Below are 15,309 nucleotides of genomic sequence, written 5' to 3' on the forward strand. Positions count from 1 at the left end.
GACATGTCGGCTACTGAGGCTCCGGAGAGGATCGGGCCCTACCGGCTGCTGCGGCAGCTCGGTGAGGGCGGCATGGGGGTGGTCCATCTCGGCCTGGACGCGGAGGGGCGCGAGGTCGCGGTCAAGGTGCTGCATCCGCACGTCGCCACCGACCTCAAGGCGCGCGACCGGCTCACCCGCGAGGTCGAGACCATGCGGCGGGTGCGCAGCAGGCGGGTCGCCGAGGTCCTCGACGCCGACCTGACCGGCGCCGCGCCCTACATCGTGACGCGGTACGCCCCCGGGCGGACCTTAGAGCAGACGGTCCTGGAGGACGGGCCGCTCGCCGACGACGGCGTGATCCGGCTCGCGGTGGGCCTGTGTGAGGCCCTGGTCGCCATCCACGCGGCCGACGTCATCCACCGCGACCTCAAGCCGGCCAACGTGATGCTCGTGGACGGCGAGCCGCTCGTGATCGACTTCGGCATCGCCCACCTGGTCAACGCCACCCGGCTGACCCAGACGGGGATGTTCGTCGGCACGCCCGGCTATCTCGCCCCGGAGATCATCCGGGATACCGAGATCACCCAGGCCGCCGACGTGCACGCGCTGGCGGCCACGGTCTTCTTCGCGGCCACGGGGAAGGCGCCGTTCGGCTCGGGCACGTTCGAGTCGATCTGTTACAACATCCTTGAGGGCAAGGCGCAGGTGGACCTCGCGCCGGCCTGGATGGGGAACTGGCTCCGCCTCGCGCTGGCGTCCGAGGCGACGTCGCGCCCAACCGCCGCGTCGCTGCTCAGGCTCACCCGTCAGCTCGACCCCTCGGTCACCGTGCTCAGGGAGACCGCCCACGAGTCGCCGCGCGACGGCGGGACGCGGATCCTGGACGGCACGCGCGTGCTCGACGACGTGGCGCGGAGGGACGCGGGCGGCCCCGTGAACGGGACCGGCCCGGTCAACGGGGGCGCGCTGAACGGCGCCGGCGGGAGCCGCACCGGCATGCTGCCGGCCGACGACGACAGCTACTCCGACCTGCTGCCGCCGGTGAACTACGTGGAGCCGGAGCGGCCCCGCCGGGAGCCCAGGGAGTCCCGGGGGCCCAGGCAGCGCCGCCCCGAGTCCGCGCCGCCTCCGGCGCACCCGCAGGCCCTGCCGTACGGGCAGGCGCCTCCGCCGCCCTATCAGCCGCCGGTCTACCAGCCGTACACCGACCAGCGGGTGGCGGGCTATCCGGAGCCCCCGGTCGCGCCGCCGCAGGCCCCCGCCGCGCCCTACCAGCCCGAGCCGAGGCGGGCCCCCTACCGGGCCCCGCATCCCGTGCTCGCGGCCCTGCTGCTGGCCACGATCGTGGCGCTGGCCTGCCTGCTGCCGGTCGTGGTGAGCCTGTTCGCCGTCGTGGCGGCGCTGTGCCTGCGGGTGGGGCAGTATCTGCTCGGCGACCTCGCCGACCGCCGGGCCGCGCGGGGCAGCAGCGGGGCCGACCCGCTCCTCGCGGTGCTCGGCACGCCGTGGGCCCTGATCAAGGCCGGGCTGGCGACGGTGGTGCAGGTGCCGCTGGCCCTGATGTTCGCGATGTGCGTATGGGGCGGGTTCTACTACCTCGGCGGGGTCAGGCCCGACCCCGCCGCGGCGTACGCCGCGGGCGCCTTCGTGGCCGGGCTGTTCGTCCTGCCCGGCGGGAAGGCCCCCCGCAAGGCGGTGTCCCGGACGCTGAGCGCGGTGATCCGGAGCCCCGGAGCGGGAATGATCGTGACGATCGCGGTCGGCACGGTCGCGCTGTTCGCGGTCATGACGGCGCTGTCCGCGGACGCCTCGTGGATCCCCTGGCGGCCGCCGTCGGTGGCGGTGGACCACATCGTCGCCGACCTCAAACAGAAGGGTCAGGACACCGTCGTCAACCTGATCGGCGGCGTGATCGGCGACATCATGGACAGGATCGGCCTGGGCTTCCTGACCTTCTGGACCTGACCGGCCTGACAGTGAACCGCCAGGCACCGAGCGCGCCGGTGGGGCGCGCCGGTGCCCGGACCGAGGAGCGAGTGGAGCGAGGGGCGAGCGACTCCGAGCGGCGAGGGAAGTGTTCGGCGCGCGCCTCCGGCGCGACCATCGGATGAGAGCGTCCCGACGAGCGAAGCGGGAGACACAGTTTGGGCACGCCGGAACAGCTTGGTCCCTATCGTCTGGTCTCCGCCCTCGGCTCCGGGGGGTTCGGTGAGGTCCACCTCGCGCTGGACCCCGACGGGCGCACGGTGGCGGTGAAGGTCCTGCATCCCCACGTCGCCTCCGACGGGTTCGCCATCACCCGCCTCGCCCGCGAGGTGGAGACCATGCGCCGGGTGCGCGGGGCCCACGTCGCCGAGGTGCTGGACGCCTCCCTGTCGGGGGAGCGGCCCTACATCGTCACGCGGTACGTCCAGGGCAGGCCGCTCAGCACGGTCGTGGCCAACGACGGGCCGGTCGCCGGGGCCGACCTGCTGCGGCTCGCCCTGGGGCTGGCGGAGGCGCTGGAGTCCGTCCACGCGGCCGGGGTCGTCCACCGCGACCTCAAGCCGGCCAACGTGATCGTCTCCGAGCGCGAGCCGTACGTGATCGACTTCGGCATCGCGTGCGCACTGGAGTCGGCCTCGGTCACCGCCTCGGGCGCGGTCGTCGGCACGCCCGGCTACCTGGCCCCCGAGGTGCTGGAAGGCCGGGAGGCCGGGCCGGAGGCCGACGTGTTCGCCTGGGGGGCGACGCTGGCCTACGCCGCCTCGGGGCGGCAGCCGTACGGGACCGGGCCGGCCGCGGCGATCGCCTACCGGGTCGTCCACCGCGAGCCCGACCTGACGGGCGTGCCGTCCTGGCTCGTCCCGATCGTGGAGCGGTGCCTGAGCACCGGCCCGGCGGACCGCCCGGCGACGGCCGAGCTGGCCGGGCTCCTCAAGGAGGCCGCGCCCGTGCTGGACGGGATCGAGCCGGCGCGGCCCGCGCTGTCGGAGGCGCCCACCCAGCAATGGCGGCCCGGCGACCGCCGGGAGCGCCGGCCCGCGCGCGGAAGCCGCCGCGGAGAGGTGGACGACCCGCGCGCCGCGCACCGGGAGAAGCTGCACCGCCGCTGGGTGATCGGCTCCGCGGTGGTGGTCGGCCTGTTCGCCGCCGCGGCGCGGGCCGACCTGCCCGAGGTGTCGCTTCTGCTGCTGGTGCTCTATGGCATCGCGCTGCTCGTGGACGCGGGGTTCGGGCTGCTGGGGAAGTCGCGGCGGCGGCTCGTGGTGGATCTCGCGGGCGGCGTCGGGGCCGTCGCGGTGTGGGCGCTGCTGAGCACGCTGTTCAGCACGGTGACGCTCCTCATGGCCGTCGGCACGGTCGTGTTCCTGCTCGTCATGCTCGTGATCGCCAGTTAGGAGAACCAGTCGGCGCCGACCTCCTGGATGGTGTGGCCGCCCTGGGGCACCACCAGCGCCTCGCTCAGCACCTGGTTGACGTGCTTCGGGTTGTTGACCATGCCGAACAGGAAGAACGAGCCGCCGTCCGCCGTACGGAAGCCGAAGACCGACCCGTGCCCCTCGAAGGCGACGTACGCGCCCTTGTTCACGGCCGGGAACGCCTTGCGGCTGTAGCTGTCCTTGGCCAGGCGATAGCCGGAGGCGCCCTCCTTCTTCTCGTTGTTCCAGAAGTTCAGGTATTCCTGGGCCACGGCGCGGGCCACATCGGAGTCCATGTCGGTGATGTAGCCGTCGGCGTCGACCCGCGGCTTCGGCATCCGCCGGCCCCAGTGGAGCGGGGTCGCGACGGCCAGCTTGAACGGCTGCCCGGGGGAGCGGAAGAACGCGAGCACGTGGGGGCGCGCGTGGCCCTCGGTGTCCTTGTAGGTCGCCTGCGCGATGAACCAGTCGCCGATCGACGGCTGCCGCTCCGGCCGGGGCAGGTAGATCGTCGGAGTGCCGATCACGTGGATCGGCTTGTGCCCCGGCTTCGACCCGAAGATCTCATGGTTGCGCTCGATCACGCCCTCGTGCAGCGCGGCCTCGACGAACAGCGCGTCGAGCAGGTCGTTCCGGTTCCACCACTTGCGCTTGCGCAGCGTCGCGTTGTATTCGCCCACCCACTTCTGCATGGCCTGCCTCGCCCCGGTGAGCGTCGGCCCCGTCCCGGTGGGAGCAGGGGTGGCGGCGGTGGGAGCAGGGGTGGCGGAGGGAGTGGGGCCGGTGGAGGGAGTGCGGGCGGTGCTCGACATCGGCCGTGGTGACGTGGCCGGGCTGGGCGCGTCGGCGCGGTGCGCCACCACATCGGTGAACGCGCCGCAGCCGGACAGGCTCACGACCAGGGCCACGATCAGCGATGTCCTGCGCACCGGCGGCACCCCCAAGATCGACCAGAAATGCCAACATATCGGACACCGGAGCGCGGGTGAGCCCCGGCCGCGGGGCCTCCCCGATGCTTCTGGAACATAGTTCGGTAGGGTGGCAGTGGGCGTGACCGGGTTCTGGGTAATTCCTCAGCCGAAGGACGCGGCCGTAAAAACCTGGAGGTTTGCACCTAAGCTACCGATGGGTAACATACGCCTGGGGGGACCAGGGTCAGCTCGACACCCGGGCCACCTGCACAGGCGCGCCCGCTAGCACCTGGCAGTCTTGCATCACGTGCGCGTACCCCGCGCCACGTACCGAGAACCGCGGCGTCAGCCGTACGGAAAGGGGAGGTCGGCCACCGGCCATGAACATCGTCGTCTGCGTGAAGCAGGTCCCCGACACGGCGACCGAGCGCAAGCTGAGGTCCGATGACAAGACGCTCGACCGCGACGCCGCCGACGGCGTCGTGAACGAGCTCGACGAGTACGCGGTCGAGGAGGCGCTGCGGCTCAAGGAGGCCCATGGAGGCGAGGTCACCGTCCTCAGCATGGGCCCCGCCAAGGCGACCGAGACCATCCGCAAGGCCCTGGCGATGGGCGCCGACAAGGCGGTGCACCTGCACGACGACGCGCTGCACGGGTCGGACGCCCTCGGCACCTCCTACGCCATCTCCCAGGCCCTGAAGAAGATCGGCTTCGACCTGGTGATCCTCGGCTCGGAGTCGACCGACGCCCGCACCGGCATGCTCGCCGCGATGCTGGCCGAGCGGCTCGGCGCGCCGCAGCTCACGCTCGCCCGCAAGGTCGAGGTCGAGGGCACGTCCATCCGGGTCGAGCGGATCACCGACTACGGCTACGACAAGGTCGAGGCGTCGCTGCCGGCCGTCGTGTCGGTGGTCGAGAAAATCAACGAGCCGCGCTACCCGTCGTTCAAGGGCATCATGGCCGCCAAGAAGAAGCCGGTCGAGACCCTCGGGGTCGCCGACGCGGAGATCGCGGGCGACCAGGTGGGCCTGGCGAACTCCTGGAGCGAGGTCGTGGACTTCGCCGCCGCCCCGCCGCGTGCCGCGGGCACCGTGATCAAGGATGAGGGCGACGGCGGAGCCAAGGCCGCCGAGTTCCTCGCGTCGAAGAAGTTCATCTGAGGGGCCCCGTGATGAGTGAGATTCTGGTTCTCGTCGAGCACGTCGACGGTGACGTCAAGAAGGTCACCCTCGAACTGCTGACCCTGGCCCGGTCGCTGGGCACCCCGGCCGCCGTGTGGGCGGGCCCCGGCTACTCCGACGCGGGGAAGGCCAGGCTCGCCGAGTATGGCGCCGAGAAGATCTACGTGGCGAACGCCGACGAGATCGGCGACTACGTGGCGGCCCCCAAGGCCGAGGTGCTGGCGCACCTGGTGACCGAGCGGTCCCCGGCCGCCGTCTTCGTCGCCGCGACCGGCGAGGGCAAGGAGATCGCCGGCCGCCTCGCGATCAAGACGGACTCCGGCGTGATCTCCGACGCGGTGGGCGTCGGCGAGGGCTTCGTCGCCGAGCAGTCCATCTTCGGCGGCGGCGTCAACGTGCACAGCCGCGTGACCAAGGGCACCCCGATCATCACGGTCCGCCCGAACAGCACCGCCCCCGTCGCCGCCCCCGCGGCCGGCGCCGAGGAGAAGGTGGAGGTCGCGCTGTCGGACGCCGCCCGCGCGGCCAGGATCGTCGAGCGGGTCGTCCAGGAGAAGGGCGCCCGCCCGGAGCTGACCGAGGCCGCGATCGTGGTCTCCGGCGGCCGGGGCGTGGGCTCGGGCGAGAACTTCGCGATCATCGAGAAGCTCGCCGACGCTCTCGGCGCGGCCGTGGGCGCCTCGCGGGCCGCGACCGACGCCGGCTGGTATCCGCACCAGTTCCAGGTCGGGCAGACGGGCAAGACGGTCTCCCCGCAGCTCTACATCGCGGCCGGCATCTCCGGCGCCATCCAGCACCGGGCCGGCATGCAGACCTCGAAGACCATCGTCGTGATCAACAAGGACGCCGAGGCGCCCCTGTTCGAGATCGCCGACTTCGGTGTCGTGGGCGACCTGTTCCAGGTCGTCCCGCAGCTCACCGAGGAGATCGAGAAGCGCAAGTGACGCGCCCGGCCCGTGCCGCGTGAACGCGCGGCACGGGCCGGACGCCCACCATTACGGCCTTGCCGGGGCCCTGGCCGCCCGTCCAGGTAAAACCACTGGTGGGATGCGGAGCCCGCGGGCCTCAGGCCGCCGCGCGGAGGTGCACCTCCTCGTCCTCCTCCTCGCCCGCCGACCGCACCGGCAGCGGGATGATCTCCGTACGCGACGCGGGCAGCAGCCGCGCGGCCACGGCGATGACGACGCCGAGGACGACCGCCACGCCCATCGCGACCCGCAGTGAGGCCGCGGCGGACAGGAAGCCGATGACCACGGGCCCGAGCAGCAGGCCCGCGTAGCCCATCGCGCTCGCCTGCGCGATCGCCGGACCGGGCTCGCGCGTCGCGGTCCCGGCCAGGGACAGCGCCATGGGCGAGATGGTCGCCACCGACAGCCCGATGAAGAACAGCCCGGCCACGGCGGCCACGGTGACCGGCGCGGCGATGACCGCGAGGAACGCGAGCGCGGTGGCGGCGCCGGAGAACATGATCAGCCCGCGGGCGCCGTAGCGGCCGCGCAGCCGGTCGCCGGCCAGCCGTGCGAGCAGCATGCCCGCCTCGAACACCGGGTAGCCGAGGGCGGCGACCGCCTCGGAGGCGTGCAGCGTGCCCATCAGATAAAGGCCGTTCCAGTCGGCGACGACGCCCTCGACCATGAACCCGGCGAAGGTGACCGCGCCGAGCAGATAGACGACGCCGGGCAGCCTGCGCCTGGCCCGGGCCGAGGCCCGGCCCGCCTCGTACGCCTCGGGCGCCGGGTCGGGCAGGTGCATGCGGCTGAGGGCCAGCGCCGCCGGCACCGAAAGCAGGGCGACGACCAGGATGTGGGCGGTGAGGGACAGGCCCAGGGCGATGGCCGCCGTGCCGGCCAGGCCCGCCGAGATCGCGCCGACGCACCATCCCGCGTGCATGCCGCTCATGACGGGCCGGCCGTACGCGCGCTCGACGGCCGAGCCCTGGGCGTTCATGCCGACGTCGACCGCGCCGAACGCCATGCCGAACAGCGCGGCGGCCACGGCCAGCACAGGAAAGGACGGCGCGAACGCGACGAGGACCAGTGACGCCGCGCACAGGGGAGCGGCCGCGCGCAGGACGCCACGGCTGCCGATCCTGGCCAGCACGACGCGCATGAGCTGCATGGTGAGCAGCGCGCCGATCCCCCAGCTCAGCAGGGTGAGCCCGACGGCCGACTCCGGCAGGTGGAGCCGGTCGGCCAGGGCGGGGAGGCGCACGGTGAAGGTTCCGCACATGAGGCCGGCCAGGACGAAGGTGAGGACTGCCCCGTGACGGGCCTTCCTCAAAGCGCGGGTCATCACAGCTTCCTTTCCAGGTGAGTCAAGTGGGTTTCCGAACCCGGATTTACGGGCAGACACCAGCAGGTCGCCCTTTCACGGCAGAGCCGGAAGGAAGGGCGACCACCAGGTGAAGGTCAGAGGGCTGCAAACGCCGGGCTACAACAGGGCGAGCAGCCTGGCCCGGATCGCGGCGTAGTCGATGATCCCCGCGCAGTGCGTGGCGACCTCCCAGACGCCCTCACAGGCCAGCCGTACGACCTGAGAGGTCAGGGGGTCGGGCTCGTCGTCCAGGCCCTGCCGCATCCAGCGGTCCATCGCCTCGCGCAGCGGCGCGAGCAGTTCGGGGTCGCCGGCCGCACCCGTCACCACGGCCCATCGTCGCAGCCGGCCGGTCTCCACGGCCTCGAACGTCGCGGCGACGTACGCCCGGGTGTAGGTGCTCTCCGACTGCGCCTCGATCAGCGCGTCGAAGTCGGCGATCAGGCGCTCGATCATGCCTTTGACGAGCGCGTCCTTGCTCGCGAAGTGATAGAGGAGACCGCCCTTGCTGACACCGGCGCGCTCGGCCACCGCCGCCAGGGTCAGGGCCTGGGCGCCCTGATCCTGCAGCAGGCCCTCGGCCGCGTCCAGCAGTTCGTCTCTCCTCATGACGTCTACTGTACCGTCTGGACGGTTAAGTTGCGACTCGTGCCCGTGTTCTCCATCGGCCCGGATACGCTTGGTGGGCTGAATCACGTTTCTGGGAGGGGCCGTGGGAGCTGCTTATCTGGACCATGCCTCGACCACGCCGATGCTGCCCGAGGCGATCGAGGCGATGACCGCCCAGCTCGGTCAGGTCGGCAACCCATCGTCCCTGCATGCGGCGGGCCGCCGGGCCCGCCGGGTAGTCGAGGAGTCGCGTGAGACGATCGCGTGCGCGCTCGGCGCCCGCCCCAGCGAGGTCGTGTTCACGGCCGGTGGCACCGAGGCCGACAACCTCGCGATCAAGGGCCTGTTCTGGGCGAGGAAGCGGTCCAGGATCCTGATCAGCTCCGTCGAGCACCACGCCGCCCTCGACCCCGCCCACTGGCTCGGCGACAACCACGGCGCCCGGGTCGAGCTGCTGAAGGTGGACGAGCGGGGCCGGGTGCATCCGGAGACGCTGCGCGAGGCCATCGCCCGCGACCCGGACGACGTGGCCCTGGTGAGCGTCATGTGGGCCAACAACGAGGTGGGCACCGTGCAGCCGGTGCACGTGCTGGCCGGCATCGCCCACGAATACGGCATCCCCTTCCACACCGACGCGGTGCAGGCGGTCGGTCAGCTCCCGGTGTCGTTCGCCGAGTCCGGCGTGGACGCCATGACCGTCTCCGGCCACAAGGTCGGCGGTCCCGTGGGCGTCGGGGCGCTGCTGCTGGCCCGGGGCGTCGATCCGGTGCCCGTCCTGCACGGCGGCGGGCAGGAGCGCGACATCCGCTCCGGCACCCTGGACGCGCCGGCCATCGCCGGGTTCGCCATGGCGGTCGAGACGGCCGTCGCGCGGCAGCCCGCCACGGCCAAGCGGCTGTCGGCGCTGCGTGACGACCTGATCGAGCGCGTACGGCTGGCCGTGCCCGACGTCGTGCTGAACGGCGACCCGGTGAACCGGCTGCCCGGCAACGCCCACTTCTCGTTCCCCGGCTGCGAGGGGGACGCCCTGCTCATGCTGCTCGACGCCAAGGGCGTGGAGTGCTCCACGGGCTCGGCCTGCTCGGCCGGGGTCGCCCAGCCGTCCCACGTGCTGCTCGCCATGGGCCAGGACGGCGCGCGCGCCCGCGGCTCGCTGCGGTTCTCCCTCGGCCACACCTCGGTGGAGGAGGACGTCGACAGGGTCGCGGGGGTCATCGGGCACGTGGTCGAGCGCGCCCGCCGCGCCGGCCTGTCATAACCTCACCTGATCGTCCCCTGATGCCCGTGTCTCGATGACTTCCCGGTCTTCTGTGGCTTTCCGGTCTTCCGGGGGGACCAGGCCGGAGACGCCCGGGCCCGGTGCGTCGGGGAGCCCCGCCTATCGGGCCGTACGGCGCAGCAGCGCCCGCTGCAGGCGGAGGAACGCGCGGATGCGCTGTGACGAGCGCAGTTGCTCCAGGCGGGTCTGGAGGCGGTCGCCCACGTCGACGAGCAGGTCCGCGTCCGCGAAGCGCTCGACCTCCGGGAACATCTCGAGTTCCTCGTCCAGGTGGGCGTGTGACACCAGCACGTCGTGCAGCACGCCCAGCTCCCGGTCGAACCGCTCGCGGCTCGGGTCGGCGCGCACGAACGCCGCGAGCTGGTCGGTGAGCTGGCGGTGCTCGGACCAGGCCGCCGCGATGGCCGGAGTGATGTCGCGCACGGCGGGATAGAAGATGTCCTCCTCGATCCGTTCGTGCATCCACAGCTCGTCGAACAGCTCGTCGGCGAGCGCCTGCCGCCGTCCGGGCTCCGAGCGCGGCGTCTCCGTCAGCTTCCGCAGGAGACCCCGCAGCACCTCGTGGTGCTCCACGAGCACCCGCGTCGCCGTCTTCCGCTCCTGCCGGGCGGGCGCCTCCCGCACCTCCGTGAGCGCCGATGACCTTCTCCTCACGGCTGCACCTCCTGCTGGTGGACCAGCGCGCTGCCGGGAGGCGCGGTGGCCGCGACCGGCGCTCGGCGCACCTCGATCCACCCGTCGCGTATGCGGGTCTGGAAGCACGGCGCCGGTGCGGTGGCCGGGCCGTTCAGGCTCTCCCCGCTGGACAGCTCGAACTGGGAGCCGTGCCAGGGGCAGGTGAGGGCGCCGTCCCGGAGCCAGCCGTCCGACAGCGGGCCGCGCAGGTGCGGGCAGGCGTTCTCCAGAGCGTGGACGCGGCCGTCCGCGCGGACCAGGACGACCTCCACGTCGCCCGCCCGCACCCGGCGGGGGCTGCCGTCGGTCAGGTCGCGCTCGGCCAGCACGCGGGTGAAATGGCGCGGGTCGAGCCGCCTGACGGTCTGGTCGACCCCGATCTGGTGGCGGAAGACGAGCGTGCCGCCCAGGAACCCGCTGACCATGATCAGGGGATAGCCGAGCAGGGCGGCGAGCCGTCCCCGAAGGTCGTGTCCCCGGCCCCGCTGCAGCCACGACCAGCCGTACAGGCCGAGGGCGAGCGTGTTGAGCGCGCCGTGGACCATGCCGATGCGCCGGGCGTTGTCGTGCGTGTACTGCCAGTCGTGCAGGCCGGTCGCCATCGCGGCCAGCGCACCCGCGATGCCGACTCCCACGGCCGTGCGCGCCGCCCGCTTCTGACCGGTGAGGTCCAGGACCAGCGCGGTCGTCCAGGACCCGATCGGGATGTCGGTGAGCGTCGGGTGGAGCGGGTGCCCCAGCCAGACGCCGTGCAGGAGGCCTCGGGCGCGGCCTTGGGTGACCCCGAGAAGGTTCTCGGCGAAGGCGAGGCCGTGTTCGAGCCGATGACCGGGCCGGTCGAGCCGGCCGTCGCCTTCGATCGCGTTCAGCATCCGGTCCAGTGTGCGCTGAGCCATGCCCGACCCCAGTCCCGTCGCCGGATCGGCCCCGCAGCCTGCGGGAACGGGTGGAACGCGGGCGCTCGCCCGCGCATCGCGTCTTATCGCGGGGTGCCCGCCCGTCATGGCGTGAAACGCGCTCTATTCCCAGCTCAGGTCAGGAAGTGGGCCACCGCGCTCCAGGAGGGGTCCTCGGCCACGTCGACGCGGGCGCGCCCCTCCTTCCACCCGGCGGCGACCTCCTCGACCACGGGCGGCACGGCCGCCGCGGGGTCGGCGTAGACGTGCATCACCCGGCTGCGGTCGGCGCTCAGGTGGGCCACCAGGACGGCCGAGCCGAGCGCGGCCAGCCGTTCGTTCAGCCGCTCCTCGAACTCGCGCAGCGCGTCCAGGGAGGCCCCTGCGGGCAGCCCGTCGCCGTCGGCCTCCCGGTAGGGCAGGGTGACGGTGATGTGCTGGTCGAACAGCGGGAAGTCGACCGGCCTGAGGGGATAGCGAGCGGCGGCGGTCAGCCGGCCGCCGGTGGCGGTGTGGCCTTCGAGGAGCGCCCACTGCTCCTCCTTGAACTCCTCCGCCACCTCGGCGACGACCGAGGGCAGGTGGATCGCGGGGAGCGCGTCGATCGGCTCGAACTCGGCGGCCACGATCTCGCCGACCCAGCGGGCCACCTCGTCCTCGCCCAGCAGCCAGTCGAGCGCGAGGAAGGCCGCCTCGGTGCGGGTGTCGTCGTCGACGTCGGGGAAGATCGGGTGGAAGGCGGTGACGTCCACGCGCGGCGAGCCGGGCGGCACGCGCAACGCCACCACCAGCCGGTCGAGCCCGAACTCCCGCCCGCCGACGTCGACCGTCAGATCGGCGGCCTGCGGGTTCGCCTGCCGCGACGGATAGAACTCCCACATCGCGTCCGCGGGAGGCGCGGCCAGGGCCCACCGGTGGGCGAACGGCCGCAGCTCCGGGTCGTTCGACGCGCTGACGACCAGGGCGTTCACCGCCATGCGGCCGGGGGCGATCTCCCAGACGAGGGACGGATGAAGGGCGGTGACGGCGGGGCCGATCATCTCGAACAGGGCCTCGGGGTCCTCCGCCTCGACGTGCGCGTCGATCTGGGGACGTGCCTCGTCCCACCAGGCCCAGAAGGCCGCGATGGCCTCGGCGGGGTCGGCGGACTCGCTCTTGCGCCCGAACAGTCGCATGACCCCGCATCCTCCCAGCCCGCCCGCCCCGATGCCAACGCGGGCGCGGCACGGCGGGCGGTAACCTCGAAGTGTTATGGGTTCCACACGAAAGCTTCGCGTCCTCGCGGCCATGTCCGGCGGGGTCGACTCCGCGGTGGCCGCCGCCCGTATCGCCGAGGCGGGGCACGACGTGACCGGCGTCCATCTGGCGCTGTCGTCCAACCCGCAGTCCTACCGCACCGGCGCGCGCGGGTGCTGCACGCTGGAGGACGCCCGCGACGCCCGCCGGGCGGCCGACGTCATCGGCATCCCCTTCTACGTGTGGGACATGGCGGAACGGTTCCACCGCGACGTGGTCGACGACTTCGTCAGCGAGTACGCCGCCGGGCGCACCCCCAACCCCTGCCTGCGCTGCAACGAGAAGATCAAATTCGAGGCGGTGCTCGACCGGGCGCTCGCGCTCGGCTTCGACGCCGTCGCCACCGGCCACCACGCGCGGCTGGAAGACGGTGTGCTCCGGCGCAGCGTCGACGACGCCAAGGACCAGTCGTACGTGCTGGGCGTGCTCACCCGTGAGCAGCTCGCGCACGCGATCTTCCCGCTGGGCGGCTCGACCAAGGCGCAGGTGCGCGAGGAGGCCGCGCGGCGCGGGCTGACCGTCGCCGACAAGCCCGACAGCCACGACATCTGCTTCATCGCCGACGGCGACACCCGGGCGTTCCTCGCCGAGCGGCTCGGCGCGGCCGAGGGGCCGATCGTCGACGCGCTCACCGGCCGGGTGGTCGGCAGCCACCAGGGGGCGTACGGCTTCACGGTCGGGCAGCGCAAGGGCCTGCACATCGACCGTCCGGCCGCCGACGGCAGGCCGCGCTATGTGCTGTCGATCGAGCCGGTGTCCAACACGGTCACGGTCGGGCCGCGCTCCTCCCTGGAGGTGACCTCCATCGCGGCGGAGCGGCCGGTGTGGAACGGGCCGCTGCCGGAGCCGTACGAGCCGATCACCTGCACGGTGCAGCTGCGGGCGCACGGCGAGGTGTACGGCTGCCGCGCCCAGGTGTCCGGCGGCGAGCTGCACATCCAGCTCGACCGCCCGGCGACCGGCGTCGCGGCGGGTCAGGGGGCCGTCCTGTACGACGGGGACGTCGTCATCGGCTCCGCCACGATCGCCTCGGCCGTCTGAACTACGACAGTTCGACGGAGTCCCCGACCGGGATCCGGCGGAAGTCGGCCTTCTGCTTCCCGGCCTCCATGCCGAGCCAGTTGTCGATCAGCGTCGCGCCGATGTCGTTGACGAGCCCGTCATGCGTGGAGTAGGCCCGCGCCGGACGGAGATAGCGCAGATACATGATCATCTCCGCCCCCTTGAGCCACGGTGCGTTGGTCGGCACGAGCAGCGTGGGCACGTCCGTGCCCGGCGGCGTGAGGGCGTCACCGGGATAGAACACCTCGTCGTCCATGAAGAAACCGACGTTCTGCACGGGCAGGACGTCGGGCAGGTTGATCGCGTGCCACTCGCCGACCGCACGCACCCGGAAGCCCGCCGTGTCGAAGGCGTCCCCGTGGGTGACCACCTGGACCTTCGCCGGGATCTGGCCGAGCTGGTCGGCGACGGCCTGGCAGGTGTACACCTCCAGGTTCGGGCTCGCGTCCTTGAACAGGTTCACGTCGACGTGGTCGAAGTGCTCGTGCGTGATCAGCACGGCGTCCGCGCCGTCGAGAAGCCCTTGACCGCTGAACGCGCCGGGGTCGATGACGAGGGTCCGCCCGTCCTTCTCCAGCCGCCAGCACGCGTGACCGAGTTTGGTGAGTTTCATAATCCCTAAGCTAGTCACCGTGAGCGAGTATCCGTGGAGCGAGGCCACGGCCACAGGGGTGGGGTCCTATCCGGGCGAGGATCATCTGGAGGCGGTCAGAACCGCCTTCGGTGAGCTGCCCATGCCCTACCTGCCCGAGCTGCCCGCCCGCGGCGTCGGCGCCGACATGATCGGCCGTACGGCGTCGCTGCTGGTCGAGCTGCCGGTCGAGGTGCAGCCGTCCGGCTGGCGGCTCGCCGACCGGCCGGGGCGGGATTTCAAGCGGGCCAGAGACCATCTCGTGCGCGACCTCGACGGGCTGGAGGAGGTCTCCCAGGGCTACGAGGGGCCGTTCAAGATCCAGGCGTGCGGGCCGTTGACGCTGGCCGGGGCGATCGAGCTCAGGCACGGCGACAAGGTGCTCGCCGACGCGGGAGCCGTACGCGACCTGACCGAGTCGCTGGCCGAGGGGCTGGCGCAGCACGTGGCGGACGTGCGGCGGCGGATTCCGGGGGCCGACCTCGTCGTCCAGATCGACGAGCCGGGGCTGCCCGGGGTGCTCGCGGGCACGGTGCCGACCGCGTCGGGCTTCGGGCGGCTGCCCGCCGTCGAGTCACCCGTCGCGGCCGAACGGCTGAAGGCCGTGCTGTCCGCGCTGGCGCCCGCCTTTCCCGTCGTGCACTGCTGCGCGCCGGACGTGCCGTACGAGGTCATCCGTACGGCGGGGGCGCGGGGCGTGTCGGTGGACGCCGCGCTGCTGCGCCGCCGGGACGAGGACCAGATCGGGGAGACGATCGAGAAGGGACTCGCGGTGTTCCTCGGCGTCGTGCCGGGCACCGACACCCGGCTCGCCGACGTCGGGGGGGTGGCCAAGCCGGCGGTCGAGCTGTGGCGCCGGCTCGGGTTCCCGCCCGCCCGGCTCGCCGAGCAGGTCGTGCTCACCCCCGCCTGCGGCCTGGCCGGGGCCTCGCCCGCGTACGCCAAGGCGGCGCTGGCCCGGTGCCGGGAGGCGGCCCGGGTGCTCCGGGAGGACCCCGGCGAGTGACGGCGCTCAGTGACGGCGCTGAGTGACGGCGACCGGCCCGAGCACAGGCGGACAAAAGGGAATGAAA

Annotated in this window: 14 protein-coding genes; 7 read left to right on the forward strand and 7 right to left on the reverse strand. The window is 72.6% G+C overall.

Going from position 1 to position 15,309, the window contains the following annotated elements:
• Positions 1-3: 3 nt before the first annotated feature.
• Both FLX08_RS14030 and FLX08_RS14035 read left to right on the forward strand, forming a co-directional pair.
• A complete protein-coding gene (locus FLX08_RS14030) occupies positions 4-1,947 on the forward strand; it encodes a serine/threonine-protein kinase (RefSeq protein ID WP_142619273.1) in 1,944 nt (647 codons plus the stop codon).
• A 179-nt stretch (positions 1,948-2,126) separates the two neighbouring features.
• The gene (locus tag FLX08_RS14035; RefSeq protein ID WP_142619274.1) at positions 2,127-3,362 is read left to right on the forward strand and encodes a serine/threonine-protein kinase; all 1,236 of its coding nucleotides are present in this window, start codon (positions 2,127-2,129) and stop codon (positions 3,360-3,362) included.
• Here FLX08_RS14035 and FLX08_RS40585 read toward each other — a convergent pair.
• A complete protein-coding gene (locus FLX08_RS40585) occupies positions 3,359-4,312 on the reverse strand; it encodes a DUF8094 domain-containing protein (RefSeq protein WP_167530406.1) in 954 nt (317 codons plus the stop codon). The two genes, FLX08_RS14035 and FLX08_RS40585, sit on opposite strands and share 4 nt — an antisense overlap.
• A 362-nt stretch (positions 4,313-4,674) precedes the next feature.
• Between FLX08_RS40585 and FLX08_RS14050 the strand changes: the two genes are divergently transcribed.
• Complete coding sequence (locus tag FLX08_RS14050; RefSeq protein ID WP_142619276.1) at positions 4,675-5,454, forward strand: electron transfer flavoprotein subunit beta/FixA family protein; 780 nt, start codon at positions 4,675-4,677, stop codon at positions 5,452-5,454.
• Positions 5,455-5,465: 11 nt separating this feature from the next.
• Positions 5,466-6,419 carry an electron transfer flavoprotein subunit alpha/FixB family protein gene (locus FLX08_RS14055; RefSeq protein WP_142619277.1) on the forward strand — a complete coding sequence of 318 codons (954 nt, stop codon included), beginning with the start codon at positions 5,466-5,468 and terminating at the stop codon, positions 6,417-6,419.
• 121 nt (positions 6,420-6,540) lie between these two features.
• On the opposite strand, the gene FLX08_RS14060 is transcribed toward FLX08_RS14055, so the two are convergent.
• Both FLX08_RS14060 and FLX08_RS14065 read right to left on the reverse strand, forming a co-directional pair.
• Positions 6,541-7,767, reverse strand: coding sequence for an MFS transporter (locus FLX08_RS14060; RefSeq protein WP_142619278.1), 1,227 nt, complete (start codon positions 7,765-7,767; stop codon positions 6,541-6,543).
• 138 nt (positions 7,768-7,905) lie between these two features.
• Positions 7,906-8,397 (reverse strand): TetR/AcrR family transcriptional regulator, encoded by a 492-nt coding sequence (locus FLX08_RS14065; RefSeq protein ID WP_142619279.1) that lies wholly within the window; start codon positions 8,395-8,397, stop codon positions 7,906-7,908.
• 103 nt (positions 8,398-8,500) lie between these two features.
• Here FLX08_RS14065 and FLX08_RS14070 point away from each other — a divergent pair, with 103 nt between their 5' ends.
• The gene (locus tag FLX08_RS14070) at positions 8,501-9,655 is read left to right on the forward strand and encodes a cysteine desulfurase family protein (protein ID WP_142619280.1); all 1,155 of its coding nucleotides are present in this window, start codon (positions 8,501-8,503) and stop codon (positions 9,653-9,655) included.
• Between the two features lie 120 nt (positions 9,656-9,775).
• Here the strand turns inward: FLX08_RS14070 and FLX08_RS14075 are convergent, their stop codons facing one another.
• From FLX08_RS14075 to FLX08_RS14085, 3 genes are all read right to left on the reverse strand, one after another.
• On the reverse strand, positions 9,776-10,330 hold the full coding sequence (locus FLX08_RS14075) for a hemerythrin domain-containing protein (RefSeq protein WP_167530407.1): 555 nt from the start codon (positions 10,328-10,330) through the stop codon (positions 9,776-9,778).
• Positions 10,327-11,247 (reverse strand): Rieske (2Fe-2S) protein, encoded by a 921-nt coding sequence (locus tag FLX08_RS14080; protein ID WP_208761436.1) that lies wholly within the window; start codon positions 11,245-11,247, stop codon positions 10,327-10,329. Before FLX08_RS14080 ends, FLX08_RS14075 begins: the two co-directional genes overlap by 4 nt.
• Before the next feature lie 134 nt (positions 11,248-11,381).
• On the reverse strand, positions 11,382-12,422 hold the full coding sequence (locus FLX08_RS14085; protein ID WP_142619281.1) for a DUF695 domain-containing protein: 1,041 nt from the start codon (positions 12,420-12,422) through the stop codon (positions 11,382-11,384).
• Positions 12,423-12,498: 76 nt separating this feature from the next.
• Here FLX08_RS14085 and mnmA point away from each other — a divergent pair, with 76 nt between their 5' ends.
• Positions 12,499-13,584 carry a tRNA 2-thiouridine(34) synthase MnmA gene (mnmA, locus tag FLX08_RS14090; protein ID WP_142619282.1) on the forward strand — a complete coding sequence of 362 codons (1,086 nt, stop codon included), beginning with the start codon at positions 12,499-12,501 and terminating at the stop codon, positions 13,582-13,584.
• Position 13,585: 1 nt separating this feature from the next.
• Here mnmA and FLX08_RS14095 read toward each other — a convergent pair whose 3' ends face one another.
• Positions 13,586-14,218 carry an MBL fold metallo-hydrolase gene (locus tag FLX08_RS14095; protein WP_142619283.1) on the reverse strand — a complete coding sequence of 211 codons (633 nt, stop codon included), beginning with the start codon at positions 14,216-14,218 and terminating at the stop codon, positions 13,586-13,588.
• A 19-nt stretch (positions 14,219-14,237) separates the two neighbouring features.
• Here FLX08_RS14095 and FLX08_RS14100 point away from each other — a divergent pair, with 19 nt between their 5' ends.
• On the forward strand, positions 14,238-15,242 hold the full coding sequence (locus tag FLX08_RS14100) for a methionine synthase (RefSeq protein ID WP_142619284.1): 1,005 nt from the start codon (positions 14,238-14,240) through the stop codon (positions 15,240-15,242).
• Positions 15,243-15,309 lie beyond the last annotated feature (67 nt).

The sequence above is a fragment of the Microbispora hainanensis genome (assembly GCF_006874475.1).
GTDB lineage: Bacteria > Actinomycetota > Actinomycetes > Streptosporangiales > Streptosporangiaceae > Microbispora > Microbispora hainanensis.